Genomic DNA, 23,380 nt, shown 5'->3' with positions numbered 1-23,380 from the left:
CGGCAATCAATCGTTTCGGATCCGGTTCTCCGCAGAACGAGCATGCGCAGTCAGCGACTCGCCGCGCGCCAATATGGATGCGGTGCGCCCCAATGTCGAAGCGCCAGCCGATGAGCAGTGGATGATCGACGAGCGCTTCTGAAAATCATAAACCCCCAATGGAGACGAGAAGCGCGCCGTGCCCGATGTTGGCAGGACATGGTTGGGTCCGGCACAGTAATCGCCCAGCACTTCCGCCGTGTAACGGCCCATGAAGATGGCCCCTGCATGTCGAATATCGGGCAGTAGCGCCTCAGGATCTTCGACAGAAAGCTCAAGATGCTCCGGCGCGATTCGGTTGATCAAGGAGACGGCTTCTTCACGATTGTTACAGGAAATCAGCGCTCCGCGCGATTCGAGGGAGGCGCGAATGATCGGTTCACGCTCCATAGTAGGCAACAGCCGCTCGATGGCCGCCTCGACAGCATCGATGTGCTCGGCGTCCCAGCTCACGAGAATTGCCTGGGCATCCTCGTCATGCTCGGCCTGGGAGAACAGGTCCATCGCCAGCCATTCGGGATCGGTACCGCCGTCAGACAGCACCAGAATCTCGGACGGACCGGCGATCATGTCGATACCCACCTGCCCGAAAACGGCACGCTTGGCGGTAGCTACATAAATATTGCCCGGCCCTACGATCTTGTCGACTCGCGGGACACTTTCAGTGCCGTAAGCCAATGCCGCTACGGCTTGGGCGCCACCGATAGTGAATACATGGTCGACTCCGGCCAGGTAAGCGGCTGCCAGGACCAGCTCGTTAAGCACCCCGTCAGGCGTAGGCACGACCATAACGATTTCCCTGACACCCGCTACATGGGCAGGAACCGCATTCATCAGCACTGAGGAAGGGTACGCTGCCTTGCCGCCGGGTACGTAGATACCGGCGCGATCAAGCGGCGTCACCTTCTGGCCCAATACCGTACCGTCGGCTTCGGTATACTGCCATGACTCGGGCTTCTGACGCTCGTGATAAACACGGATGCGCTCGGCAGCCACAGCCAATGCATCGCGCTGCTCTGCGGGCAAACCGTCGTAGGCCTGACGCAGCCGCGCCTTGTCCAGCGTCAGTTCCGCCATAGAACTGACGGAAAGGCGATCGAAGCGATTCGAGGCTTCGACTAATGCCGTGTCTCCCCGCGTTCTGACTGCATGCAGAATCTCCTCTACACGCTGTTGCACCTGGGCGTCGGAAACGCCTTCCCAGGACAACAGAGCCTCGAGCGAGGCGTCGAAATTGGCATCGGCAGTCGATAGCCTGGCTATCTTGATCTGGCGTGCAGCTGTCTCGGCCATGGTGTTTCTCATCGTCTCGATCAGGAAGCGGCAGCGTCGGCACGGCGCATGGCGACGGCATCGCGCAAGCGTTCGATCAGGGGTTTAAGCCGCTCGTGTTTCATGGTCATGGCGGCCTTGTTGACCACCAGTCGGGTGCTGATGCCTTCGATCAGCTCGCGCGGTTCCATGCCATTGGCGCGCAAGGTGTTTCCAGTATCGACGATATCTACGATTTCGTCGGCCAGGTTCATTAGCGGCGCGAGCTCCATGGCACCATAGAGCTTGATAACTTCTGCCTGAATGCCCTGCTCGGCATAATAGCGACGCGCCACGTTGACAAACTTGGTAGCCACTCGGCGACGGGCACGCGCCGGCTTTGCCCCCACGACCCCGGCAGTCATCAGGCGACAGCGGGCGATTTCGAGGTCTAGTGGCTCGTAGAGGCCTTCGGCACCATGCTCGAGCAGCACGTCCTTGCCAGCAATACCAAGGTCGGCGGCGCCCAGCTGTACGTAGGTCGGCACATCGACAGCACGAATCACTACCAGCTTCACGTCATCGAGGTTGGTATCGAACAAGAGCTTGCGGCTCTTGTCCAGGTTCTCGGCCGGCTCAATGCCGGCATCAGCCAATAGCGGCAGGGTTTCCTTCAGAATACGGCCCTTGGAAAGGGCTAGAATCAGTTGCTTGCTCATAGTAGGTCGCTACTTGGTGACTAATGCGATGGCGGCATCAACCCGGCACGCGGCGGATGCGAGCACCCAGCAATTGTAGTTTTTCCTCGATGCACTCATAGCCGCGATCGATATGGTAAATACGGTCGACCATCGTCTCGCCCTCAGCGACCATCGCGGCAATCACCAGACTCGCCGACGCTCGCAAGTCGGTCGCCATTACCGGCGCCCCGGACAGCCTTTTCACGCCTGTCACCAACGCCGTATTGCCCTCTAACGCGATGTCTGCTCCCATGCGCTTGAGCTCCTGAACGTGCATGAAACGATTCTCGAAGATCGTCTCCACTACCCGCCCAGTCCCTTCGGCCACTGCATTCAGGGCCACGAACTGCGCTTGCATGTCGGTGGGGAAAGCCGGGTACGGCGCCGTACGCAAGTTTACCGCCTTGGGTCGGCGGCCCCGCATGTCAAGTTCGATCCAGCCCTCGCCAGCGGTAACGTGTGCGCCAGCCTCCTGCAGCTTAGCCAGTACGGCTTCAAGAATATCGGCCCGCGTGTTGCGCACACGTACACGCCCGCCTGTCGCCGCAGCAGCCACCAGGAAGGTGCCGGTCTCGATACGATCGGGCATGACATCGTAATAACAGCCATTAAGGCGTCTGACGCCTTCAACGGTAATGGTATCGGTACCGTGGCCACGGATCTTGGCCCCCATGGCGATCAGGCACTCTGCCAGATCAACGACCTCGGGTTCGCGCGCAGCGTTCTCGAGCACAGTGGTTCCATCGGCCAGGGTGGCTGCCATCAGCAGGTTTTCGGTCCCTGTCACTGTCACCGTGTCGAAGATGATCGTTGCGCCCTTGAGACGGCCATCGACACGCGCTCGAATGTAGCCGCCTTCGACATGAATCTTTGCCCCCATGGCCTCGAGGCCACGAATATGCAGATCCACCGGGCGAGTACCGATGGCGCAACCACCTGGCAACGAGACATCGGCCTTGCCGAAATGGGCCAGCAACGGCCCCAGCACCAGGATCGAGGCACGCATCTTCTTGACCAGGTCGTAAGGCGCATGACAATCATGCACTTGTGAACCATCGAGCTGGATGGTCATCTTCTCGCCCATGACTGGCTCGACGCCCATGCGCCCGAGCAATTCCAGCGTGGTGGTAATGTCCTGAAGATGCGGTAGGTTACCGATAGTGACGGGCCCATCGGCCAGCAGCGTCGCGGCCAGGATTGGCAAGGCGGAATTCTTGGCCCCACTGGCCCAGACCTCGCCGTCGAGGGGGCCATTGCCGGTGATGATCAACTTGTCCATGGATCCGTTGCGCTCAGGCCTGGGAATTCTCGGGCGCCTGCTGCCACTGCGCCGGGGTATAGGTTTTGATGCTGACTGCGTGCAGAGCGCCGCTGGCAATTTCCTCGGACAGCGCACCATAAATCAACTGCTGTCGCTTGACGGGACCAAGACCCTGGAAGACATCGCCGACAGCAATGACCTGAAAGTTGCAGCCCTCACCCTGAATATAAAAATCGCAGTTCTCGATTCGAGATTCGAGCAGCGCCTTGACGTCATTGGGTTGCATGGGTTGCGGTGGCTCCTATTAATAATCTGTACGCACCGCCGGCAGACACCGAGGTGCGGCCAAGAGTGACTCACGATGCCCCATGGTAATGAAAAGCGAGGACGATGGCGATGCCGACACCTCAAAGAGAGGTATCGGCATACACTTCGGGCAACAACCGATCAAGCCCAGCCATGGCAGTAAGGCGTGACAGCGGCACGGACAAACGAACCGCCGTCACCGTTAGATGACATTGGCGAGCACAGCGCAGCCACTCGAGCATGACGCTCAGCGCTGCACTGCTGGCTTGGTCGACGCCGCTCAGATCGAAAATGACCTGGCCACCCGAAGATTGCTGCATGAGCCACTCACAACCTTTCTCGGCCAGAGCTGCCGCCACATCGAAACCGGCCTCGCCGCTGGCGACCAGCACATTATCGCGCGCCTCAAGTCGCGCTATCCCTTGCAGCAGGGTGGTCATGCTTCGCGGCCCTGCTCCAGCTCCTCGGTACCTACCTCCGGTGCCCAGCCATTGATGACCTGATCGTAATCACGGTTGTTCTCGCGCATTGCCTGGTCAAACTGGTTGCGGAAAGTCAGCCCGAGATTGATGCCATTGACGATGACATTGACGACTTTCCATTGACCATCGTCATTCTGACGCAGGCTATAGCTGACCGGATAGACTTGGCCGTTCGTGGCGACGACTTCCATGTCCACGCTGGTCTGGTCCTCATAGCGCGACCCGGTGCCCTCCAGCACGCGAAGGTCGCGGTAATCGAAGGTAACCAACCCTTTGGCATAGGTATCGATCAATGTCTGGCGGAACACCTTGGCAAAGCGCGAGCGCTGCTCGGGCGTGGCATTGCGGAAATAGCGCCCCATCACGCTGGCGCCGATGTAACGAAAGTCCGCCGCTCCCTCAAGGCTTTCGTCGACCAACCTCTTGAGCTCCTCAGGATGCTGGGCAAAATAATCCTTGCGCCCTTCGATCTGCCCCATCAACTGCTTGATGCTATCGCGAATCACTTGCTCAGGGGCTTGGGCCGATACTTGCGAGGCAAACAGAACCAGGCACAGCGACAAAAGGAGTACCGGGATGCGCTTCACTACAGACGTCCACTCGTTCATACGAACTCCTGAAAAACGGTTCATTCTCTAACCATGTTGGACACGAATTGCTGAATCAGTTCTTCAAGCACTAACGCTTGCTGGGTGTCCCGGATCGTATCGCCATTGGCCAGGGTGTCCGGATCGCCTCCCACCGACAGACCGAGGTACTGTTCACCGAGCAAGCCCGAGGTCAGGATGGCGGCCGTGGTGTCGCGTGGCAATTTGCCCTCCAGATCGGCATCCAGCTTCAGCGTGACACGTGCTTCGAACCATTCCTGATCCAGCTCGACATCAGCAACCTGGCCGACCTGCACACCCGCCAGCGTAACCTTGGACCGCGGCTTCAAACCGCCGATATTGGCGAAATCGGCGTAAAGGGTGAAGGTCTCCCCGCTGATCCCGTTACCCAGCCCACTGACGCGCAGCCCGAGAAACACCAGCCCCAGAATGCCTGCCAGCATGAACAGGCCGACCCCAAACTCCATCATCTTGCTGCGCTTCATCCAAGCTCTCCAAACATCAGCGTCGTCAGCACGAAATCCAGCCCGAGTACGGCCAGCGAGGAATACACCACCGTGCGTGTGGTTGCGCGGGAAATACCTTCGGAAGTAGGAATCAGATCATAGCCTTGAAAGACGGCGATCCAGGTCACGACGAGGGCAAACACCAGACTCTTGACCAAGCCATTACCGACATCGTCAAAGAAGCCCACGCTGCTTTGCATTCCACTCCAGTAGGCTCCTTCATAGACCCCCAGCCACTCCACGCCGACCAGGTAACCTCCCCAGATACCTACCACGCTAAAACCCACCGTCAGCAGAGGTAGCGACACGAAGCCCGCCCACAGCCTGGGCGCAACTACCCGGCGCAATGGATCGACACCGATCATTTCCATGCTGGACAATTGCTCGGTAGCTTTCATCAGGCCGATTTCAGCCGTTAATGCTGACCCGGCGCGCCCCGCGAACAACAACGCGGCTACCACCGGCGCCAGCTCTCGAAGCAGCGACAACGCAACCATCTGCCCCAAGGCTTCTTCGGCTCCGAAGTCCACCAAGATGGTATAGCCCTGCAGGCTGAGCACCATGCCAATGAAAACACCTGAAACGAGGACGATCGCCAGCGACATCACGCCCACGAAGTGCATCTGGCGTAGCCAAAGGTACCACCCCTCGCGTGAAGGGATGCCGACGCTCGATTGCAGCAAAAATATGCCAGCCCGCCCAAGGGACTCGAGTAAATAGAGCGTACCTCGCCCCAGTGCAGCAATACGGTGCACCAGATTCATGACCCTGCCCTCTCGGCCAGGATATCACTGAAATAATCTGGCGCCGGGTAATGGAAAGGCACCGGACCATCCGGCTCGCCATGGATGAACTGACTGACACGGGGATCCTGATCGACATCGAGCGACGCAGGCGTACCATGAGCCATGACCTGCCCATCCGATATCACATAAACATAGTCGGCGATCGACAGGGTCTCCTTGATATCGTGGGAAACCACGACGGCCGTAAGACCCAAAGCCTGGTTGACCTTGCGAATCAGCTGGACCAGCACCCCCATCGAAATGGGATCCTGCCCAACGAAGGGTTCGTCATACAGGATAAGCTCGGGATCTAACGCTACGGCCCGCGCCAGTGCCACGCGCCGCAACATACCGCCCGAGAGTTCGGCGGGCATCAGCTGTCGCGCACCGCGCAGGCCGACCGCCTCAAGCTTCATCAACACCACATCACGAATCATCGCATCGGGCAGATCGGTATGTACGCGTAAGGGAAACGCCACATTCTCAAACACGTCGAGGTCGGAAAACAGGGCTCCACTCTGAAATAGCATGCCCATCCGCCGACGCAGCCGGAACAGCTCACGCCTGGGCAGGCGATGCACGTTCTGTCCAGCAATACACACACTGCCAGAATCAGGGGCCAACTGCCCCCCGATCAGCTTGAGCAGCGTCGTCTTACCTGTACCACTCGGCCCCATGATGGCCGTGATCTTGCCACGCGGTACCTGCAAATCGACGCCCCGGAATATCTCCTTCTCGCCACGAGAAAAGCGTACGCCTTTCAGGTCGACGAGCATCGCATCACTCATGCACAGGTTCCGTCACGAAAAATTATCGAACATCGTATCCTAACTAGGACCGACATCGCCACAATGGCGTGCGGGCGTAGCTTGCAGACACCTCATGCAATGCGTTTAATGGCGCCTCACCGACGGCAGGCACACGGGACACACGCTACCCCGTCCGACCCGTTCTGCTTGAGCCTTGAGGCCAAAGGGGCAACAATTTCACCATGACAGTCAATACCGACTTCGCTTTTCGCACCAGTGCGCGACGTACCCTGGATCTGGAACAGCAGGCCGTTGCCGCGCTCGCAGCCAAGCTTTCCGAGGATTTCGATGATGCCTGCCGGCTGATACTGGCATGTCAAGGACGAGTCGTAGTCACAGGCATGGGCAAGTCGGGCCACATCGCTCGCAAAATCGCCGCTACTCTAGCAAGTACCGGCACGCCAGCGTTTTTCGTTCATCCCGGCGAAGCCAGTCACGGCGATCTCGGCATGATTACGTCTAGAGATGTCGTACTTGCGCTATCCAATTCGGGCGAGACCAGTGAGGTCACCGCCCTTTTACCCCTATTGAAGCGCATGGGCACCCCTCTGGTGAGCATGACCGGACGCCCCGGCTCAACCCTGGCGAGACATGCCGAAGCACATCTCGATGCTGGCGTGGCGCGTGAAGCGTGCCCGCTGGATTTGGCCCCAACCTCTTCGACGACTGCTGCCCTGGCGCTCGGCGACGCCCTGGCCGTTGCCCTGCTTGAAGCGCGTGGATTTACCGCCGAGGAGTTTGCCTTGTCGCATCCGGGCGGCAGTCTGGGTCGACGTCTGCTGCTCAGGGTCGAGGACCTCATGCATGGCGGTGATCGCCTGCCTAGCGTCCCGCTCGGCAGTCCGCTGCGCGATGCACTACTGGAGATTACCCGCCAAGGGCTAGGGTTCACCTGTGTCGTGAATGATGCCAACCGGCTGGAAGGCGTCTATACGGATGGGGATCTAAGACGCACCCTGGACCATTACGGCGACCTGCGCAGCTTGCGAGTCGATGACGTGATGACCCGGGGTGGCAAACGGGTCCGCCCTGGCATGCTTGCCGCCGAGGCGGTAAAAATCATGGAGGACAACCGCATCACTGCGCTGGCAGTGGTTGATGATGACGACCATCCAATCGGTGCTTTGCACATGCACGACCTTCTTGCCAGCGGTGTCATCTGAGTCAACTGTCGACCTGACTGCCGACAAGTTTGCCTTCTCTCCCTCACAATACCTGACCACAACAGGTAAACTTCGCGCCTGTAACGAGCTCAGCCAGCGGAACAGATCCCTGTCACGCTCGTTAAGCCACTACGGATAGCCTAGTAAGGAGAGCATGCCATGGTACTCGACCCACGTCTCAACAGTCCCGGCCTGATCGAACGGGCGCGCCACATTCGCCTGCTGGTGCTGGACGTGGACGGTGTCATGACCGACGGGCAACTCTATTTCCAGGCAGATGGCCAAGAACTCAAAGCCTTCAGCACCCAGGACGGACTCGGCATCAAGTTGCTGCAGCGCTCAGGCGTCAAGGTTGCAATCATCACCGGACGGGAGTCCCCCATGGTCAGCCAACGGGCGGCCGCATTGGGTATCGAGCATGTTATCCAGGGTCGGGACGATAAGCTGGAGGTTCTGAAAAGCTTGCTTGCACAACTCGGGATGGTTTTTACCGAAGTCGCCTATTGCGGCGACGATTTTCCCGATCTGCCTTCCATTCGCCAGGTCGGCCTGGGGATCAGCGTCCCCAATGCTCCTGCCTATATCCGTGAGCATGCCGAGTGGGTCACCGCTCGCCGTGGCGGAGATGGCGCCGTCCGTGAGATCTGTGATGGCTTGCTCCAGATGCAGGGGCACTGGGCCTCCGTCCTGGATACCTTCCTGTACGGGCAGCATTAACCATGGCCTGGCGCCTGCGCAAACCGTCCGTCAAAGTATGGCTGGCCCTGCTATTGTTGGCCCTGGGTGGTGTGCTCGCCATCATTGAGCAGCGCGACGCCTCCTTGCCGGGCCCGGTCCCCCATGACGAAGCAGGCGAGCCGGATTTTTATCTGGAAGGAGCACGCATGACGCGCTTCGATGCCCAAGGGCGTGCCTACCAACGCCTGGAAACCCCACGCCTCGTGCATACCCCCGAGGACGATGTGACGCGTGCCGAAACCCCACGTATCCGAATCTTCGACGAAGAGGGCCGTATCTGGTTCGCGCGAGGTGAAACAGGAACATTGGGCGCTGGCGGCAATCCTTTGACCCTGCGAGGCGATGCTCAACTGGAAGCACCCGCGGAGGGCTGGCGGCTCAACACCGAGACCCTGATCTACGACAATGCTAGTAGCCATGCCTGGAGCGAGAGCGAGGCGCTGTTGCGTCAGTATGAACAACGGGTACGCGGTGACCGTTTCGATGCCTGGCTCAACGAAGACCGCATGCGCCTGACCGATAACGTGCGCGGCATCCATCCCCCGATAGATGAGGAAAGAGGATCATGATGCTTTCATTGCCCATCAAAGCAGCCATCGCCGGGCTCGGCCTAGCCCTGCTGGGTCTTGTCAGCCCTGCAGCCATCGCTTTAGAGAGCGATGCCAGCGCACCGATAGAGATCGCCGCGGATCGCCTCGAACTCGACAACCGGGCAGGTACTGCAGTTTATATCGGCGATGTGGAAATGCAGCAGGGCAGCATGAAACTGACAGCGGGCCGGGTCGAGATCGAACGCAACGGGCAAGGCGAAGTTTCGCTCGTTACAGCCATTGGCGAGAGCGAGCGAGCCTATCTCGAGCAGAAGCCCGCCCCCGAGGACCCGATCGTCCGAGGGTGGGGTCGTACCGTTATTTACCACGCAGACCAGCGTCGCGTGGAACTCATCAATCAGGCGGAACTGCATCAGGGCGGCGATACCTTCCGTGGCGCCTATGTCGAGTATTTCCTTGACCGGCGCCAGGTACAGGCCCGCTCCGAGACTGGCGACGGTGAGCGCGAACGTGTACGCATGACCCTGACACCTCAGCGCACCCAGTGACGAACAGGATACGCGAACCGATGAAAACCTTGTCAGCTAGACACCTGGCCAAGAGCTACAAGAACCGGCGCGTGGTCAAGGACATTAGCCTTACCATAGGCCAAGGCAGTATCGTGGGCCTGCTGGGCCCCAATGGCGCCGGCAAGACGACCTCTTTCTATATGATCGTCGGCCTGGTCAGAGCGGATGCCGGCACCGTCAGCATTGACGATCAGGACCTGACGCACGCCGCCATGCATCTACGAGCCCGTACTGGTATCGGCTACTTGCCCCAGGAAGCCTCGATTTTCCGCAAGTTATCGGTAGCCGACAATATCCTGGCGATTCTCGAGACACGGAAGGAGCTCGACAAGACACAGCGCCATGCCCAGCTGGAACGGCTGCTTGAGGAGTTCCATATCACCCACATTCGCGACAACCTGGGAATGAGCCTGTCGGGCGGGGAGCGTCGGCGTGTCGAGATCGCCCGCTCGCTAGCTACCGACCCGGCATTCATCCTGCTTGATGAGCCTTTCGCCGGGGTCGACCCCATCTCGGTGGGTGAAATCAAGGGCATCATCCGTCAGCTTCGCGCACGTGGCATTGGCATATTGATTACCGATCACAACGTCCGTGAGACGCTCGATATCTGCGATAACGCCTATATCGTCGGTGATGGGCAGATCATTGCCGAGGGCAATGCGGAAGCTATTCTGGCTAGCCAGAAAGTACGCCAGGTCTACCTTGGTGACGAGTTCCGCCTCTAATCCCCTCATTATGCAAGCCACTCCCAGCCGACCCAAGCCCGTGTATGACGGCACCCCCTCCATTCGTGGCATGAATATTGCTTTTGCACTTGCAAGCTGACCTCGCCAGGGATACCGTGTCGAACACAACCTGTCTTCGAACCTGTTTCCACTATGGCAATGAAACCAACGTTGCAGCTCCGCGTCGGCACCCAGCTGACCATGACGCCACAGTTGCAGCAGGCAATCCAACTCCTGCAGCTGTCGACCCTGGACCTTCGCCAGGAGATTCAGCAGGCATTGGACTCCAATCCCATGCTGGAGCTCGAGGAGGCCTACGGCGAAACGGCTGTCAGCGAGCCGGCTGATGATGATTGGGCCGACGATATACCTGACGAACTCACTGTCGATAGCGAGTGGTCGGACACCTATCAGGATGTTGTCGGCAGTAGCGGTAGTAGCGAAGAAGGTCCCGACTTCGAACGCAATACAGCAGGCGCCAGCCTTCAAGGCCACCTGATGTGGCAGCTGAACATGACCGACCTTTCCGAGCGTAATCGGATCATTGCCGAGAGCTTGATCGATGCGGTCAGCCCCTCCGGCTACCTCGACGTCGATCTCGACACGCTGACCGAGGGGCTTCGTGACCAGGGGCTGGCAGGGCTCAAGACCGCCGAGGTCGAACAGGTGCTCGTGCAAATTCAGCAGTTCGACCCCACCGGCGCGTGTGCGCGTAACCTGCGTGAGTGTCTGCTGCTACAGCTCGGCGCCCTACCCGACGAGACACCCTTGCTGCCCCAGGCCAAGCGGCTGGTCCGCCAGTTCCTGGAGGCCCTGGCCGGAGATGACCGCAAGCTGCTCAAGCGACGTCTACGCCTCGACGACGACCAATTGAATACCGTCATCGCTCTGATCCGCGGTCTCGATCCACGCCCAGGCCAGGCATTTGACGACAGCAGCAGCGATTACGTCATTCCCGACCTGCTGGCTCGCCATACCCGTGAAGGCTGGCGCATCGAATTGAACCCTGAAGCCATGCCACGTTTACGTATTCAGCCGGATTACGCCGCCCTGATCCGGCGGGCCGACAAGAGCGACGACAACACGTTCATGAAGCAACATCTGCAGGAGGCGCGTTGGCTGATCAAGAGCCTGTCCAGTCGTAACGATACGCTGCTCAAGGTGGGTCGCGAGATAATGACGCGCCAGCTCGACTTTCTCGAACGAGGCGAGGAAGCCATGAAGCCGCTGATCCTGGCCGATATCGCCCAGGTTGTAGATATGCACGAGTCGACCATCTCACGGGTCACTACGCAGAAATTCATCCATACCCCACGCGGCGTATTCGAACTGAAGTACTTTTTCTCCAGCCAAGTCGGCGGCAGCGAGGGGGACGCCCATTCCAGCACGGCAATCCGCGCCAAACTCAAGAAACTCATCGGCGAGGAATCGCCACGTAAGCCGCTCTCCGACAGTAAGCTGGTTGATCTGCTCGCCGCCGACGGCATCAAGGTCGCACGCCGCACCGTGGCAAAGTATCGCGAAGCACTCGGCATCCCCTCCTCCAGCGAGCGCAAGCGTTTAGCCTGACCCGCATCACCCAAGACCGCACACACGGATGTGTGCCTCCTTCCTGACTTGATCCAACGCATCGTCCACGATACGAACCGAGTGTTTTACCGGGGGTTTGCTACGCTTCAAAAAGGGTTACAATCGAGTTGCCAACTGCAGGACACAGGAGCGTGACATGCAAGTAAACATCACAGGTCATCATGTCGAACTGACCGACGCACTGCGTGACTACGTGAACGAAAAGCTTGCCCGTCTGGAGCGCCACTACGATAACATTACCAATGTTCAAGTAACGCTCTCGATCGAGAAAGAACGTCACCAGGCTGCCTGCACGCTCCACGCCGCCGGTGCCGACTTGTATGCCGTAGCTCAGGATGGCGATATGTATGCCGCCATCGATGCGCTCGCCGACAAGCTCGACCGTCAACTCGTGAAACACAAGGAAAAAGCTCAGGCGCGCGCCCAGGGCGCCGATGCCCGCTGACTCCCATGAATCTGGAATCCATCCTGCCCCCCGAGCGAATCCTTTACGCGGCGCCCGGGGGAAGCAAGAAACGCGTGCTGGAATTTTTCAGTACATTTATCGCACAGAACACGCCCAGCCTGGATAGTCAGGAAGTGTTCAGCCGCCTGATTGGACGCGAGCGGCTGGGTAGCACTGGCATCGGCAATGGTGTGGCTATTCCCCATGCCAGGGATCCTCATTGCAAAGCGCCCATAGCCGGGTTCCTAAAGCTTCAGGAACCCATCGACTTCGATGCCGTCGATGGCGAGCCGGTGGACCTGGTCTTTGTGCTATTGGTTCCCGAAGCCGCAGACGAAACGCACCTGGCCCTGCTGGCACAGGTCGCCAGCGTGATGAACGACACCGAGACCCGGGCTCGGTTGCGCCGCAGCGAAAGCCAGCGGCAGCTTTACGACGTACTCATCCAGGCCATACAGCGCCTCGGTTCAGGCAATCAGGACGGCTGAGCCGCCTGAGACGAAAGTTGCCGCCACACTCTCAGTCCGTCATCTATTACATCAGGAAGGAGCCGCGCTCATGCAGCTCGTCATCATCAGCGGTCGTTCCGGCTCGGGAAAGTCGATTGCCCTCCAGGCGCTCGAGGACCTGGGGTTCTATGCCATCGATAACCTGCCGGCCATGCTGCTCGATGCCCTGATCGACGAGCTACAACAGGGCGAGGCCAAGCGCACCAGCATCGCGGTAAGCATCGATGCCAGAAACCTGCCAGCTGCCCTCAAGCGCTTTCCATCTCTGCTCGAAGACATACGCGCTCGAGGCATTCAGTGTCAGGTGGTTTACCTCACGGCTGATGTCAAGGTGCTGTTGGAGCGCTACTCAGCGACGCGCCGGCGGCATCCCTTGACCCGTGACAGCGAGATGACGCTGGCAGAGGCCATCGACTCCGAGGAAACCGCGCTTTCCCGAATACACGATATCGCCGATTTGGTTATCGACACCTCACAGTTGTCAGTGCATGACCTGCGCGGACGAATCGCTGAGCAGGTCGCGCATCACTCCAGCGGCCAGCTGATGCTGACGTTCGAGTCGTTCGGCTTCAAGCGCGGCGTGCCACTGGATGCTGATATGGTTTTCGATGCCCGCTGCCTGCCCAATCCTTACTGGGATCCGCGCCTGCGCAAGTTCAACGGACGTGATCGCGAAATCATCGAATTCCTCGAGGACTATCCCGATGTCACCGCGCTGGCCAATGATATCCGAGACTGGCTAGAACGATGGCTTCCTGCCTATCTGGCCAGTAACCGGAGCTATCTGACGGTCGCGATCGGCTGTACTGGCGGGCAGCATCGTTCGGTCTATCTTACCGAACACCTGGCACGTCACTTCTCATCTCACTATCGGGTTCGTCTTCGTCACCGCGAGCTAGGAATCCATACGGCCGTAGAGGACGATGCCGATGCCCCAGCGTGAGCTGACCCTGGTCAACAAGCGCGGGCTTCATGCTCGTGCGGCGACCAAGCTGGTTCAATGCTGCCAACCCTTCGATGCCAGTGTCATCGTTACTTATCAGCGGCGTGAGGCCGATGCTGCCAATATCATGGCCCTGCTCATGCTGGCAGCGCCTTGCGGGAGCGTCCTGAATTTGCGGGCCGAAGGTCCCGAGGCCAACGCCGTGCTGGATGCCCTTGAAGCCCTTTTCGAATCCCGCTTCGAGGAAGATATCTAGTTCCGCGCTGCCGTACGTACCCAACATTGATAGCGTTTAGAAAACGCTGTTCGGCTTTTCCTCATCAAGCGCTGCGACCATGGTAGAATACGCGCCATCGCGGGTGGACTGAGGGCGCCGAAGGCCATGAGCAATAATCCAGAAAAGCTTCAGCCCAAACTGGCCAGGCTCAACGAGGCACTGGAGAATGGTGCGCTGGAGCCGGCTCGCCGGATGCTCAACCGTGGCCTCGCGCCCGTCGATGTCGCCCACCTGCTTGAATCATCGCCACCCAAGGAGCGCAACGTCCTTTGGGAGCTGATCGATCCGGAGCTTCAGGGCGACGTACTGCAGTATCTCGGGGAAGACGTCCAGACCGAATTCCTGTACCGCATGGATGCGCAGCAGTTGGTATCGGCGACCGAAGGTCTCGATGTAGACGATCTGGCCGACCTCCTGCAGCGGCTACCGAATGCGGTCATTCAGGAAGTACTTGCCTCCATGGAGGCCCAGGAGCGCCAACGCCTGGAAACCGTATTGTCCTACCCAGAGGACACGGCAGGCGGCCTGATGAACACGGATGCGCTAACGATTCGTCCCGATATCACCTTGGACGTCGTACTGCGCTATTTACGCCGCCACGAGCGCCTCCCGGAGGCCACCGACACCCTGCTGGTCGTGACGCGCAGCGATAAGCTGATTGGCAGCCTGCCCATTAATCGCCTGTTGGTCTCCGACCCTTCCATGCTGGTACGCGAAGTAATGGACACCGACATGGTGACTATTTCTGCCATGCTCCACGAAGCAGACGTCGCGAACCTGTTCGAGAAGTTCGACCTGATTTCCGCGCCGGTTGTCGGGACGGACGGCCACCTGCTGGGACGCATCACCATTGATGATGTCGTTGACGTCATACGCGAGGGGGCGGAGCACCGCATGATGAGCCTCGCCGGTCTCGACGATGAAGAAGACACATTCGCCCCGGCCTGGCGGACCAGCCGACGGCGTGCGGTGTGGCTCGGAATCAACCTGATCACGGCATTCATGGCCGCTGCTGTGATAGGCATGTTCGAAGGCACCATTCAGCAGGTCACGGCGCTGGCCGTGCTGATGCCGATCGTCGCCAGCATGGGGGGTATCGCCGGCTCCCAAGCCCTGACCGTACTGATTCGAGGCATTGCCCTCGGGCATGTTTCAAGTTCCAACCTGCGCTGGCTACTTAACCGTGAGCTGATCGTTGGGGCGCTCAATGGATTGCTATGGGCTGCGGTAGTCGCCGGTGTTGCCATACTGTGGTTCAAGGATATTGCCTTGGGCGGGATCATCGCAGCGGCGATCGTCATCAATCTGTTGATCGCCGCCTTCTGCGGTACGCTGTTGCCAGTTGCCCTCAAGAAACTCAAGATTGACCCGGCGCTGTCCGGCAGCGTCATTCTGACGACCGTCACCGACGTCATCGGTTTCATGGCCTTTCTGGGCCTGGCGACGCTTCTTTACCTTTGACGGTAAATTGGGCCAGGCTACCACGCCAAGGTCAGGTCTCGGCCGAAAGTCTACGCGTCCTGGTGAGCTACCTTTCTCTTCCAGGAGATACCCACTGCCTTGACCTACCCTCGGCCTCTTTAGCTTCAAGACGACCAGTACCCTGATATTCAGGGCTGGCCGCAGTACGACGAATTCAGCTACCAGCCACGGTCATGTCATCGATCAGCCAGCTTCCAGAATGAATGCTGCCGCGCGTATCGATGTCGTTCCCGACCCCAAGCAGATTGGCGAACATGGCATTGAGGTTCCCGGCAATGGTAAATTCCTCGACCGGGTACTGAATCTTGCCGTTCTCGACCCAGAAGCCCGCCGCCCCACGTGAATAATCGCCGGTGACGCCGTTAATTCCCTGACCCATAAGCTCGGTTACCAGTACACCGCGATCCATCCGGGCAAGCAACTGTTGCTGCGAAACGAGTGGTGCCTCGATGCGCACATTACGCGCCCCACCGGCATTCCCCGTAGAGGTCATACCCAGGCGACGCGCGCTGTAGGCCGAGAGCATGTAACTGGCGATCTTCCCCCCCTCGACATACACGTTATCCCGAGTGTAGACACCGTCATTATCGAACGGCGAACTTGCCATAGCACCGATTTCACGGGGCTTCTCCATCAGTGTGAACCAGTCGGGAAACAGCGGCTGACCAAGCCTGTCGCACAGGAAAGAGGCCTCGCGGTAAAGCGAGCCACCAGCAATCGCACTGAGAAAGTGCCCAACCAGGCCACCGGCCAACTCGGGAGCAAACATTACAGGCATTTTTCCGGTTGCCGGGCGGCGCGCTCCCAAACGGCTTAAGGTGCGCTCGGCGGCACGCTGGCCGATCGACTCGGGCGAGGCGAGCAGGGCAGGATCGCGTACGCTACTGTAATCGTAGTCGCGCTGCATGCCCTGCTCGTCACCAGCGATCAGCATGCACGACAAGGAGTGCCGGCTGCCTTTCAACCCGGCCAGAAAACCATGGCTGTTGCCATACACCCGCACCCCTTCACCACTGCTCAAGCCCGCCCCGTCGGAGTTGGTGATTCCGGGCACGGCTCGCCCGGCCGCCTCACAAGCCAGAGCCAGTTCGATGGCCTCATCGGTATCCAGATGCCAGGGGTGATGCACCTTCAGGTCAGGGAATTCCGTAGCCATCAGATCAGCATCGGCCAGTCCAGAGGCAGGATCCTCCCCCGTATACCGGGCAATCGCCATGGCTCTTTCCACCGCGGCACGTATCGAGTCCTCGCCAGCATCCGATGACGAGGCACTGCCCTTGCGTTTACCTACATAGACTGTCACGGCAAAGCCCTGGTCACGTGAAAGCTCGACCGTCTCCACTTCACCCAAACGTACGTTGACGCCGGTCCCCTGGTCGACGCTGGCCCCGACTTCGCAGGCGTCGGCACCCAACTTGCGTGCCTGCTCAAGGGCGGCAGCGACACGCGACTCCAGCAATGCCTGTTGTGCAGCGGCATCGAAAGCCTGAGTCATGATGTTCTCCTTGTCGCGAGGCTGGCTGTTATACTGCACCAACCTCCCAATGCTGATGGTAATGGCATGTCATTTGATTCACCCGCCGACCAAGATGGTCGCCCGAGCAAGACCCAGCGCAAGCAGGAAATGCAAGCCCTGCAGGAACTGGGAGAAAAGATCATTGCGTTGTCCGACGCCCAGCGAGCGCGACTGCCTCTCTCCGAGGACATGCTCGCCGCCGTCGAGGAAACGTCACGCATTCGCTCCCATGAAGGCCGCCGACGCCACATGCAGTACGTCGGCAAGGTCATGCGCCGCGAAGACATCACGGGCATCCAGGCTGCCTTCGACGAGTTCGAGCAGGAAAAGCTCCGTCGTGACAACGCCTTTCACCGCCTCGAGAAATGGCGCGACCGGCTCATCGACGATGACGAGGCCCTCGAACCGTTTATCGCCGACCACCCCAACGTCGACCGCCAGGCACTGCGCCAACTGATACGCAACGCCCGTAACGAGCGTGAACGCGACAAGCCGCCGACTAATGCCCGTAAGCTCTTCAAGCTGATCCGCGACACAGCGGGCATGTAGTGTGCACAGGGACCACTGAGCCACATTTGCCTTTGGAAGCGTCACGAGCAACGACGAGGCTAGTTGGCGAAGAATGAGCATTGCGAACTCAGCCCCAACACCGCCTCGTCGAGCGCGGCCGCTTCCCTCTTCAAGATTGAGTACCACCGACAGTGATCTCATCCAACTTCAACGTTGGCTGACCGACACCCACTGGCACACCTTGTCCTTCCTTGCCACAGACGCCGATACCGGTGTCTAGCGCCATGTCATGGCCGATCATCGATACCCGGCCCATGGCGTCCGGCCCGTTGCCGATCAGTGTGGCGCCCTTGACCGGCGTGGTAATACGTCCATCCTCGATCAGGTAGGCTTCACTGGCCGAGAACACGAACTTGCCGGAGGTGATATCCACCTGGCCACCGCCAAAGCTGACCGCGTAGAGTCCGCGCTTCACGCTCTTGATAATATCTTCGGGATCGTCCTGCCCGGCCAGCATGTAGGTATTGGTCATACGTGGCATGGGCAGATGGGCATAAGACTCGCGGCGCGCATTCCCGGTGGGTGCCATGCCCATCAAACGCGCATTCAGTTTGTCCTGCATGTAGCCAACCAGGATGCCATCTTCGATCAGCGGCGTATAAGCCCCAGGCGTCCCTTCATCATCGATGCTCATCGATCCTCGGCGATCCGCCAAGGTAGCATCGTCGACCACGGTGACCCCTGGCGCAGCGACCCGCTGCCCCATGCGCCCAGCAAATGCTGAGCTACCCTTGCGGTTGAAATCGCCCTCGAGTCCATGGCCGACCGCTTCGTGGAGTAGAATTCCGGGCCAGCCGGAACCCAGCACTACCGGCATTTGGCCGGCCGGCGCATCTACCGCCTCCACATTAACCAGCGCCTGGCGTACCGCTTCCTTGGCGAAGCGCTCGGCGGCATTCTCGTCGCGTAGCCGCGACATGGCATAACGGCCTCCGCCACCTGCGCTTCCCCGCTCGCGGCGCCCATTCTTCGCGACAATAACACTGACATTCAGGCGTACCAGAGGGCGAATATCCGCAGCTAACGTCCCGTCGCTGGCACGCACCAGAACCACTTCATGCTCACCGGTCAGCGATGCGCTGACCTGAGTCACGGCCGGATCGGCAGCACGCGCCACGCGATCGGCCTGCTTGAGCATGACGATCTTATCCTCGGCGGTCAGGCCAGAGAGGGGGTCAACGCCGGTATAATGCAGCGGCGCTGTGACCATTCTGGCCGGGGCACGATCTAGGCGTGCCCCGCTGCGGGCGATACCCGAAGCGGTTCTGCCGGTTTCGGCCAGCGCCTCGGCAGTGATCTGATTGGAATAGGCAAAGCCAGTCTTCTCGCCAGCTAGCGCCCTTACCCCCACGCCGCCATCGATGCTGTAGCTGGCATCCTTGACCTCACCATCTTCAAGCACCCAACTCTCATGCCAACTGCGCTGGAAGTAAAGATCCGCGTAATCGATACCCGGCCCCAGCGCATGGCTCAATCCAGGCTCAAGTGCCTCGGCATCCAGGCCTCCCGGTGCCAGCAGCGTGGCAATGGCCTCGTCAAGCGGAGATTCGGTCAATTGCGTCATTCGGCATTTTCCAGTGTGATCTGCGGCGAGGTCCATGGACCCTGCACGCGGTAGTGAATTCGTGTGACCTTGTCGATCCAGCCACCAAATACCTTGTCGGCCAGGAAAAGCGCGCCACCGACGTAAGGCGCTCCAATAAGTACCGCGGCCAGCGGCAGGTTCTGGCTGACCGGTAATGTAATTCCCAGAAGCAGGTCGAGCTGCCTTGCAGCAAGGTTGACACTGCCTTTCAGCGTAAACTGAGTGGATGGGCCATCGATTTCAACCGGACCTCGCGTCTCAAGGCGACCATCATACAATGTCGCACTCCCGGTCACGCTGTCGAACGCCGTGCCCTGCCCTGTTACGTCGGAGAAGTCCAGGCGTAGCCGGCGCAACAGATTATCGACATTGAGCAGGCCGACCAGGCGTGCAGAGGGGGATTCCAACGTCAGGAACCGCCCATCCTCGAGTTCCGCCTCGATGCTGCCGCGCGAACGTTCCAGAGCAAACTGCCAAGGCGCCCCGGGCCATGCCAATTGAGTCTGGACCTGGGTCGACTCACTACGCAAGGGGGCAGGCTGCCCCAACGCCTCGATCAGCGAGCCCAAGTCACCACCCGACAAGGCGATCCTCAAGCGGGTCAGGCTGCTCTCAATCCCTGACTTTTCCCAGATCAATTCACCTTTGGCAATGACCTCTCCCAGCGTCAGCGACAGCGGCTTGATGCTCAAGCGCTCTGCCGTCGCATTCCAACTGGCCGCGAACGGTCCTACCTGCCGCCCTTGATACTGGAGAGAATCAATATTGACCTGACCTGAGGGAAGCCGGGCCAACATCGCCGGTAACGCGGCCGACTCGGGTGGGGTCGCGACTTGGCCAAGCAGCCCGGTGGATTCCGGTGAGGGCGCCTCAGGCAGCAGAGCGTCCAGCGACAGGCTCGAAAGCGCAATGTCCAGCGGCCTCGCGCGTTGCGGAAAATATTCTGCTTCGCCTTGCGCCAAGCTGCCGGCCAGGCCGATATGCCAACCGCCGCCTACCGGAGCCAGTGAGGCATTCAGCGACCCCAGGCAGCGTTGCTCCCATCGCAGGCAGTTGGTGTCGACCACGATCCGACGCAGTGCCGATGGGCCCTGAGGCGACGTTTCCGCCGTATCGGTTAGCGACACGCTCGCCAACGCATTCTTCCAACGTGCCAGTGGCAGACCTGACGACCGCCAGATGACTTCCCAGCCAGGACCGCTCGGCCAATCCGGCGACGCCGGCCAACGCTCCAGCCAAACCTGCCCCTGCGAGACTTGCTCTCCACGCGTACGCCAACGTGCCCTGAGCCGATCGGCTACGTCCACACGCATGAGTTCGCCCAACGTCGATTCGACATGCAAGGGCACCCGCTCGTCGAGTTGCTTGCCGAATGGCGCGGGTAGCAGGATGGCCAATCCTTGCAAATCACTGTCGAGGGTCAGATTAGGCTGCTCGCCTTGCAGATCGAGATGCGCAGTATAGGGAAAGTAGCCTACCAGCAGGTGGTCCAGCTCCGGCGTGCCGGCCCATTCCAGCAGCCCGCGGGCCAAAGCTCGCCCTTCCAGGGTCACCCCTTTGCCACCGACGTCGAAGCGCGCCAACACCGGTCCTTCGAAAACCCGGGCGCCGAGTTCGCCGGTCAGCGTATCCTCATTCCTTACATGTTGATAATGCAACTGGCCGTTGAGGTTACCCAGTGTCAGCTCCGACTGTGGCAAGGTCACGCTCGGCACATCGAGACTGGCTTTGACGTCGACCTCCAACGCCTCACTATTTTCGACCTCATTGCCCTCTACCATCGGCGCCGTCAGCGACAGCTGTCCCTTAACCTGACCTTCGCTGCGCCACTTCGCAAACGTGTCCATGCCCTCCAGTGGACTGGCCACCAGAAAATCCAGAAGCGATTGGCTCGAGCCGCTCACCGGCCCCTCGATGCGCAACAGATCATCTTGTAGTGTCACTTTTGCGCCCTCGCTGATCAGACCGCTGACTTCGGCGTGCGCGACATCGGCATGAAGGGTTTCTCCGTTGACCGTCAATTCCCCGCTGACATGTTCCAACGCTGGCCATAAAGGGTCAAAAGGCAGGCGGCCGTCTTCAACCTGGAGATTCAGGCGCAGCTTGCCATCGAATTCCTCATCTTCCCTGGCCTCACTCGTGTCGAGGTCGTCATCTAGCGTGTGCTGAACATAGAGATTGCCTTGAGGAACCCTTCCGGCAATGCCTTGCCCCAACCAGTCACGCAGGTCGGGGCCGAGCACCTTGGCAGGAAGCCATGCCATGAGCGGCGTCTCAATGGCATCGATATTGGCCATATCCAGGCGAAGCTCGAACTCACCGGGACTTTCGCCGGACGTTACCAACCCGAACTCGCCATTAAGCTTGGCGCCTCGCCAGACCGCCTCCAAATCCTTTCCGCCAATGCGCCAGGCATCACCGCCATAAATCCAAGAAACCTCTCCTGCAATGGCGTCGACCTCAAGTGGCGCCTCAAAGGTCTCGGGAAGGTTCAAGGCCATGCCGGGTGCACCGGTGAACGTGACCTGCCCACGCTTTCCTGTTGTCTCTACCCAAGCATCGAAAGGGCCTCCTCCCGGCGCGCCCTGCCAGGTATCCACCGAGAAGTTTTCGAGTAAGGCATGTGACTGCCATTGCCCTTGGCGCCAGCCCACCGACAGACCTTCTACCCGACCAGTGGGATCCAGACCACCAATAGCTTCAGACAGTCCAGTCGACACTGCCAACCGCTGGCTCCAGGCTGCCAGTTCACCAATATCGAAGGAGGAACTGCGTAATGTCCAACTCTGGTCGTTGCCTTCAGCGTAAAGATGCCGAGGCATGGGCCAGGCACCGGGCGTCTCGGAGGCCGATGAGGTAGGTGTAATCCAAGCCTGCCAGTTATCCTGCTCGCCGCGCAGCCACTGCGCTTGAGCACCGACGCCCTGTAATGACCCGCCTGCTCCTGGATCGCCGAAACCGAGTTCGATAATGTCCAGCTCGGCACGGGCATCCTGCAGGCGCCCGTTACGCCAGAATCCCCATAAGACAGCCGAGCCCTGCACGGCCTCGAAGTTGAGCGGCGTAGGCTGCGTAACCAAGCGCCCCAGCCGCGACAGGCTATTCAAGTCCGCTCTAACCTGCAGCGACGCCTGATACTCTTCCGGCGTCCTGTCGCTGGGTGCCGTTTCCAGAATGAACTCCAGCGCGTAGCGGTTTTCCCCCTCGAGGAAGACTTTTCCTTCCAAGCGGGCGCCCTGGTCGCTGCCTGCCATTACCACACGTGGCGCCGTCATCGTCACAGTATCGTCAATGCCGTGCAGCACGACCTGGAGGTTCTTGGCCTGCAACCGCTGGCGTAACAACAGCTCGGTCACCTGATCGATGTCGGCAATCGCAAAACCGCTATCGGGAACGATCTCGTTCGGTAATCTGGCAGGCGCAGGCCAGGACCACTTGCCCTGACGGTCTTGATAAAGGTGTAGCGTGGCATCCTCAACCCGGGCCCCGGCCAGCACAGGATAGCCAGCACGCAGCGAGGACAGAATATCGAGGCGCAGGCTTAACTGCTTGATATCGAGAAGGGAATAGGGATCGACGCTGGCATGCGAGATCAGTTGCAGGTCATCGATCGACACGGAAGGATCGAGCCCATGCATGGAGGTGTTGAGCTGGCCCAGTTGCATGCTAGCGCTGAACTGGCCGGTCAACCAAGCGCCAAGTTCTTCGCGCAGCGTGTCGCTCTGATGCATGGCAACACGCACTCCGCCTATCAGCATTGCTGCCACCGCCAGAACGATAGCCAGCAAAGTCAGTACCCACCGCAGCACGATGCGTGGCGTTGCCATATCAATTACCTGCCCCCTGGTCCATGCTGCAGCTTCCTTGCCCCCTCAATCGATCGACAGACCTGTTGACGCTACGCAAGTTCTGCAGACCCGCGCCAAGACG

24 protein-coding genes are annotated in these 23,380 nt (G+C 59.7%); 12 read left to right on the top strand and 12 right to left on the bottom strand.

Features of this window, described 5'->3' with window-relative positions:
- Positions 1-6 precede the first annotated feature (6 nt).
- The 9 genes from hisD to F568_RS0107800 form a co-directional block, all read right to left on the bottom strand.
- Positions 7-1,332, bottom strand: coding sequence for a histidinol dehydrogenase (hisD, locus tag F568_RS0107840; protein WP_019018168.1), 1,326 nt, complete (start codon positions 1,330-1,332; stop codon positions 7-9).
- Between the two features lie 20 nt (positions 1,333-1,352).
- Positions 1,353-2,009, bottom strand: a complete 657-nt coding sequence (hisG, locus tag F568_RS0107835; protein ID WP_019018167.1) for an ATP phosphoribosyltransferase — start codon at positions 2,007-2,009, stop codon at positions 1,353-1,355.
- A 37-nt stretch (positions 2,010-2,046) separates the two neighbouring features.
- Entirely contained in the window at positions 2,047-3,309 is a 1,263-nt protein-coding gene (gene murA / locus F568_RS0107830) for a UDP-N-acetylglucosamine 1-carboxyvinyltransferase (protein WP_019018166.1), read from the bottom strand.
- 13 nt (positions 3,310-3,322) lie between these two features.
- Entirely contained in the window at positions 3,323-3,577 is a 255-nt protein-coding gene (locus F568_RS0107825) for a BolA family protein (RefSeq protein ID WP_019018165.1), read from the bottom strand.
- Positions 3,578-3,698: 121 nt separating this feature from the next.
- On the bottom strand, positions 3,699-4,037 hold the full coding sequence (locus tag F568_RS0107820; protein WP_019018164.1) for an STAS domain-containing protein: 339 nt from the start codon (positions 4,035-4,037) through the stop codon (positions 3,699-3,701).
- On the bottom strand, positions 4,034-4,687 hold the full coding sequence (locus F568_RS0107815; RefSeq protein WP_019018163.1) for an MlaC/ttg2D family ABC transporter substrate-binding protein: 654 nt from the start codon (positions 4,685-4,687) through the stop codon (positions 4,034-4,036). The genes F568_RS0107820 and F568_RS0107815 overlap by 4 nt, the downstream gene beginning before the upstream one ends.
- Before the next feature lie 20 nt (positions 4,688-4,707).
- Positions 4,708-5,172, bottom strand: a complete 465-nt coding sequence (mlaD, locus tag F568_RS0107810) for an outer membrane lipid asymmetry maintenance protein MlaD (RefSeq protein WP_019018162.1) — start codon at positions 5,170-5,172, stop codon at positions 4,708-4,710.
- Positions 5,169-5,957 carry a lipid asymmetry maintenance ABC transporter permease subunit MlaE gene (mlaE, locus tag F568_RS0107805; RefSeq protein WP_019018161.1) on the bottom strand — a complete coding sequence of 263 codons (789 nt, stop codon included), beginning with the start codon at positions 5,955-5,957 and terminating at the stop codon, positions 5,169-5,171. The genes mlaD and mlaE overlap by 4 nt, the downstream gene beginning before the upstream one ends.
- Positions 5,954-6,766: an ATP-binding cassette domain-containing protein gene (locus F568_RS0107800; protein ID WP_019018160.1), complete on the bottom strand. Its 813-nt coding sequence runs from the start codon at positions 6,764-6,766 to the stop codon at positions 5,954-5,956. The genes mlaE and F568_RS0107800 overlap by 4 nt, the downstream gene beginning before the upstream one ends.
- Before the next feature lie 203 nt (positions 6,767-6,969).
- On the opposite strand from F568_RS0107800, the gene F568_RS0107795 reads away from it, so the two are divergent.
- The 11 genes from F568_RS0107795 to mgtE all read left to right on the top strand — a co-directional run bounded on the left by F568_RS0107795 (position 6,970) and on the right by mgtE (position 15,758).
- The gene (locus F568_RS0107795; protein ID WP_019018159.1) at positions 6,970-7,950 is read left to right on the top strand and encodes a KpsF/GutQ family sugar-phosphate isomerase; all 981 of its coding nucleotides are present in this window, start codon (positions 6,970-6,972) and stop codon (positions 7,948-7,950) included.
- A 159-nt stretch (positions 7,951-8,109) separates the two neighbouring features.
- Positions 8,110-8,667, top strand: a complete 558-nt coding sequence (locus F568_RS0107790) for a KdsC family phosphatase (protein ID WP_019018158.1) — start codon at positions 8,110-8,112, stop codon at positions 8,665-8,667.
- Between the two features lie 2 nt (positions 8,668-8,669).
- Positions 8,670-9,257, top strand: coding sequence for an LPS export ABC transporter periplasmic protein LptC (gene lptC, locus F568_RS0107785; RefSeq protein WP_019018157.1), 588 nt, complete (start codon positions 8,670-8,672; stop codon positions 9,255-9,257).
- Positions 9,257-9,787 (top strand): lipopolysaccharide transport periplasmic protein LptA, encoded by a 531-nt coding sequence (gene lptA / locus F568_RS0107780; RefSeq protein WP_019018156.1) that lies wholly within the window; start codon positions 9,257-9,259, stop codon positions 9,785-9,787. The genes lptC and lptA overlap by 1 nt, the downstream gene beginning before the upstream one ends.
- A 20-nt stretch (positions 9,788-9,807) precedes the next feature.
- A complete protein-coding gene (gene lptB / locus F568_RS0107775; RefSeq protein WP_019018155.1) occupies positions 9,808-10,533 on the top strand; it encodes an LPS export ABC transporter ATP-binding protein in 726 nt (241 codons plus the stop codon).
- 153 nt (positions 10,534-10,686) lie between these two features.
- A complete protein-coding gene (locus tag F568_RS0107770; protein ID WP_026300397.1) occupies positions 10,687-12,102 on the top strand; it encodes an RNA polymerase factor sigma-54 in 1,416 nt (471 codons plus the stop codon).
- Between the two features lie 157 nt (positions 12,103-12,259).
- Positions 12,260-12,568 (top strand): ribosome hibernation-promoting factor, HPF/YfiA family, encoded by a 309-nt coding sequence (hpf, locus tag F568_RS0107765; RefSeq protein WP_019018153.1) that lies wholly within the window; start codon positions 12,260-12,262, stop codon positions 12,566-12,568.
- A gap of 5 nt (positions 12,569-12,573) precedes the next feature.
- Complete coding sequence (ptsN, locus tag F568_RS0107760) at positions 12,574-13,056, top strand: PTS IIA-like nitrogen regulatory protein PtsN (protein ID WP_019018152.1); 483 nt, start codon at positions 12,574-12,576, stop codon at positions 13,054-13,056.
- 70 nt (positions 13,057-13,126) lie between these two features.
- A complete protein-coding gene (gene rapZ / locus F568_RS0107755; RefSeq protein ID WP_019018151.1) occupies positions 13,127-14,020 on the top strand; it encodes an RNase adapter RapZ in 894 nt (297 codons plus the stop codon).
- The gene (locus tag F568_RS0107750; RefSeq protein ID WP_019018150.1) at positions 14,007-14,276 is read left to right on the top strand and encodes an HPr family phosphocarrier protein; all 270 of its coding nucleotides are present in this window, start codon (positions 14,007-14,009) and stop codon (positions 14,274-14,276) included. Before rapZ ends, F568_RS0107750 begins: the two co-directional genes overlap by 14 nt.
- A gap of 126 nt (positions 14,277-14,402) precedes the next feature.
- Positions 14,403-15,758 (top strand): magnesium transporter, encoded by a 1,356-nt coding sequence (mgtE, locus tag F568_RS0107745; protein WP_019018149.1) that lies wholly within the window; start codon positions 14,403-14,405, stop codon positions 15,756-15,758.
- A gap of 175 nt (positions 15,759-15,933) precedes the next feature.
- Here mgtE and pmbA read toward each other — a convergent pair whose 3' ends face one another.
- Positions 15,934-17,274: a metalloprotease PmbA gene (gene pmbA / locus F568_RS0107740; RefSeq protein WP_019018148.1), complete on the bottom strand. Its 1,341-nt coding sequence runs from the start codon at positions 17,272-17,274 to the stop codon at positions 15,934-15,936.
- Between the two features lie 66 nt (positions 17,275-17,340).
- Between pmbA and yjgA the strand changes: the two genes are divergently transcribed.
- Complete coding sequence (gene yjgA, locus F568_RS0107735) at positions 17,341-17,844, top strand: ribosome biogenesis factor YjgA (RefSeq protein ID WP_019018147.1); 504 nt, start codon at positions 17,341-17,343, stop codon at positions 17,842-17,844.
- Positions 17,845-17,974: 130 nt separating this feature from the next.
- On the opposite strand, the gene tldD is transcribed toward yjgA, so the two are convergent.
- Together tldD and F568_RS0107725 are read right to left on the bottom strand one after the other, a co-directional pair.
- Positions 17,975-19,429: a metalloprotease TldD gene (tldD, locus tag F568_RS0107730; protein WP_019018146.1), complete on the bottom strand. Its 1,455-nt coding sequence runs from the start codon at positions 19,427-19,429 to the stop codon at positions 17,975-17,977.
- Complete coding sequence (locus F568_RS0107725) at positions 19,426-23,277, bottom strand: YhdP family phospholipid transporter (protein WP_019018145.1); 3,852 nt, start codon at positions 23,275-23,277, stop codon at positions 19,426-19,428. Before F568_RS0107725 ends, tldD begins: the two co-directional genes overlap by 4 nt.
- Between the last annotated feature and the right edge of the window lie 103 nt (positions 23,278-23,380).

The organism is Modicisalibacter luteus DSM 23508 (genome assembly GCF_000378505.1).
GTDB lineage: Bacteria > Pseudomonadota > Gammaproteobacteria > Pseudomonadales > Halomonadaceae > Modicisalibacter > Modicisalibacter luteus.
This window is presented reverse-complemented; position numbering and strand designations above follow the sequence as displayed.

Bases quoted from the DNA above. Each gene is read 5' to 3' on its own strand.
- hisD (WP_019018168.1), bottom strand. From the start codon at position 1,332: ATGGCCGAGACAGCTGCACGCCAGATCAAGATAGCCAGGCTATCGACT.
- hisG (WP_019018167.1), bottom strand. From the start codon at position 2,009: ATGAGCAAGCAACTGATTCTAGCCCTTTCCAAGGGCCGTATTCTGAAG.
- murA (WP_019018166.1), bottom strand. From the start codon at position 3,309: ATGGACAAGTTGATCATCACCGGCAATGGCCCCCTCGACGGCGAGGTC.
- F568_RS0107825 (WP_019018165.1), bottom strand. From the start codon at position 3,577: ATGCAACCCAATGACGTCAAGGCGCTGCTCGAATCTCGAATCGAGAAC.
- F568_RS0107820 (WP_019018164.1), bottom strand. From the start codon at position 4,037: ATGACCACCCTGCTGCAAGGGATAGCGCGACTTGAGGCGCGCGATAAT.
- F568_RS0107815 (WP_019018163.1), bottom strand. From the start codon at position 4,687: ATGAACGAGTGGACGTCTGTAGTGAAGCGCATCCCGGTACTCCTTTTG.
- mlaD (WP_019018162.1), bottom strand. From the start codon at position 5,172: ATGAAGCGCAGCAAGATGATGGAGTTTGGGGTCGGCCTGTTCATGCTG.
- mlaE (WP_019018161.1), bottom strand. From the start codon at position 5,957: ATGAATCTGGTGCACCGTATTGCTGCACTGGGGCGAGGTACGCTCTAT.
- F568_RS0107800 (WP_019018160.1), bottom strand. From the start codon at position 6,766: ATGAGTGATGCGATGCTCGTCGACCTGAAAGGCGTACGCTTTTCTCGT.
- F568_RS0107795 (WP_019018159.1), top strand. From the start codon at position 6,970: ATGACAGTCAATACCGACTTCGCTTTTCGCACCAGTGCGCGACGTACC.
- F568_RS0107790 (WP_019018158.1), top strand. From the start codon at position 8,110: ATGGTACTCGACCCACGTCTCAACAGTCCCGGCCTGATCGAACGGGCG.
- lptC (WP_019018157.1), top strand. From the start codon at position 8,670: ATGGCCTGGCGCCTGCGCAAACCGTCCGTCAAAGTATGGCTGGCCCTG.
- lptA (WP_019018156.1), top strand. From the start codon at position 9,257: ATGCTTTCATTGCCCATCAAAGCAGCCATCGCCGGGCTCGGCCTAGCC.
- lptB (WP_019018155.1), top strand. From the start codon at position 9,808: ATGAAAACCTTGTCAGCTAGACACCTGGCCAAGAGCTACAAGAACCGG.
- F568_RS0107770 (WP_026300397.1), top strand. From the start codon at position 10,687: ATGGCAATGAAACCAACGTTGCAGCTCCGCGTCGGCACCCAGCTGACC.
- hpf (WP_019018153.1), top strand. From the start codon at position 12,260: ATGCAAGTAAACATCACAGGTCATCATGTCGAACTGACCGACGCACTG.
- ptsN (WP_019018152.1), top strand. From the start codon at position 12,574: ATGAATCTGGAATCCATCCTGCCCCCCGAGCGAATCCTTTACGCGGCG.
- rapZ (WP_019018151.1), top strand. From the start codon at position 13,127: ATGCAGCTCGTCATCATCAGCGGTCGTTCCGGCTCGGGAAAGTCGATT.
- F568_RS0107750 (WP_019018150.1), top strand. From the start codon at position 14,007: ATGCCCCAGCGTGAGCTGACCCTGGTCAACAAGCGCGGGCTTCATGCT.
- mgtE (WP_019018149.1), top strand. From the start codon at position 14,403: ATGAGCAATAATCCAGAAAAGCTTCAGCCCAAACTGGCCAGGCTCAAC.
- pmbA (WP_019018148.1), bottom strand. From the start codon at position 17,274: ATGACTCAGGCTTTCGATGCCGCTGCACAACAGGCATTGCTGGAGTCG.
- yjgA (WP_019018147.1), top strand. From the start codon at position 17,341: ATGTCATTTGATTCACCCGCCGACCAAGATGGTCGCCCGAGCAAGACC.
- tldD (WP_019018146.1), bottom strand. From the start codon at position 19,429: ATGACGCAATTGACCGAATCTCCGCTTGACGAGGCCATTGCCACGCTG.
- F568_RS0107725 (WP_019018145.1), bottom strand. From the start codon at position 23,277: ATGGCAACGCCACGCATCGTGCTGCGGTGGGTACTGACTTTGCTGGCT.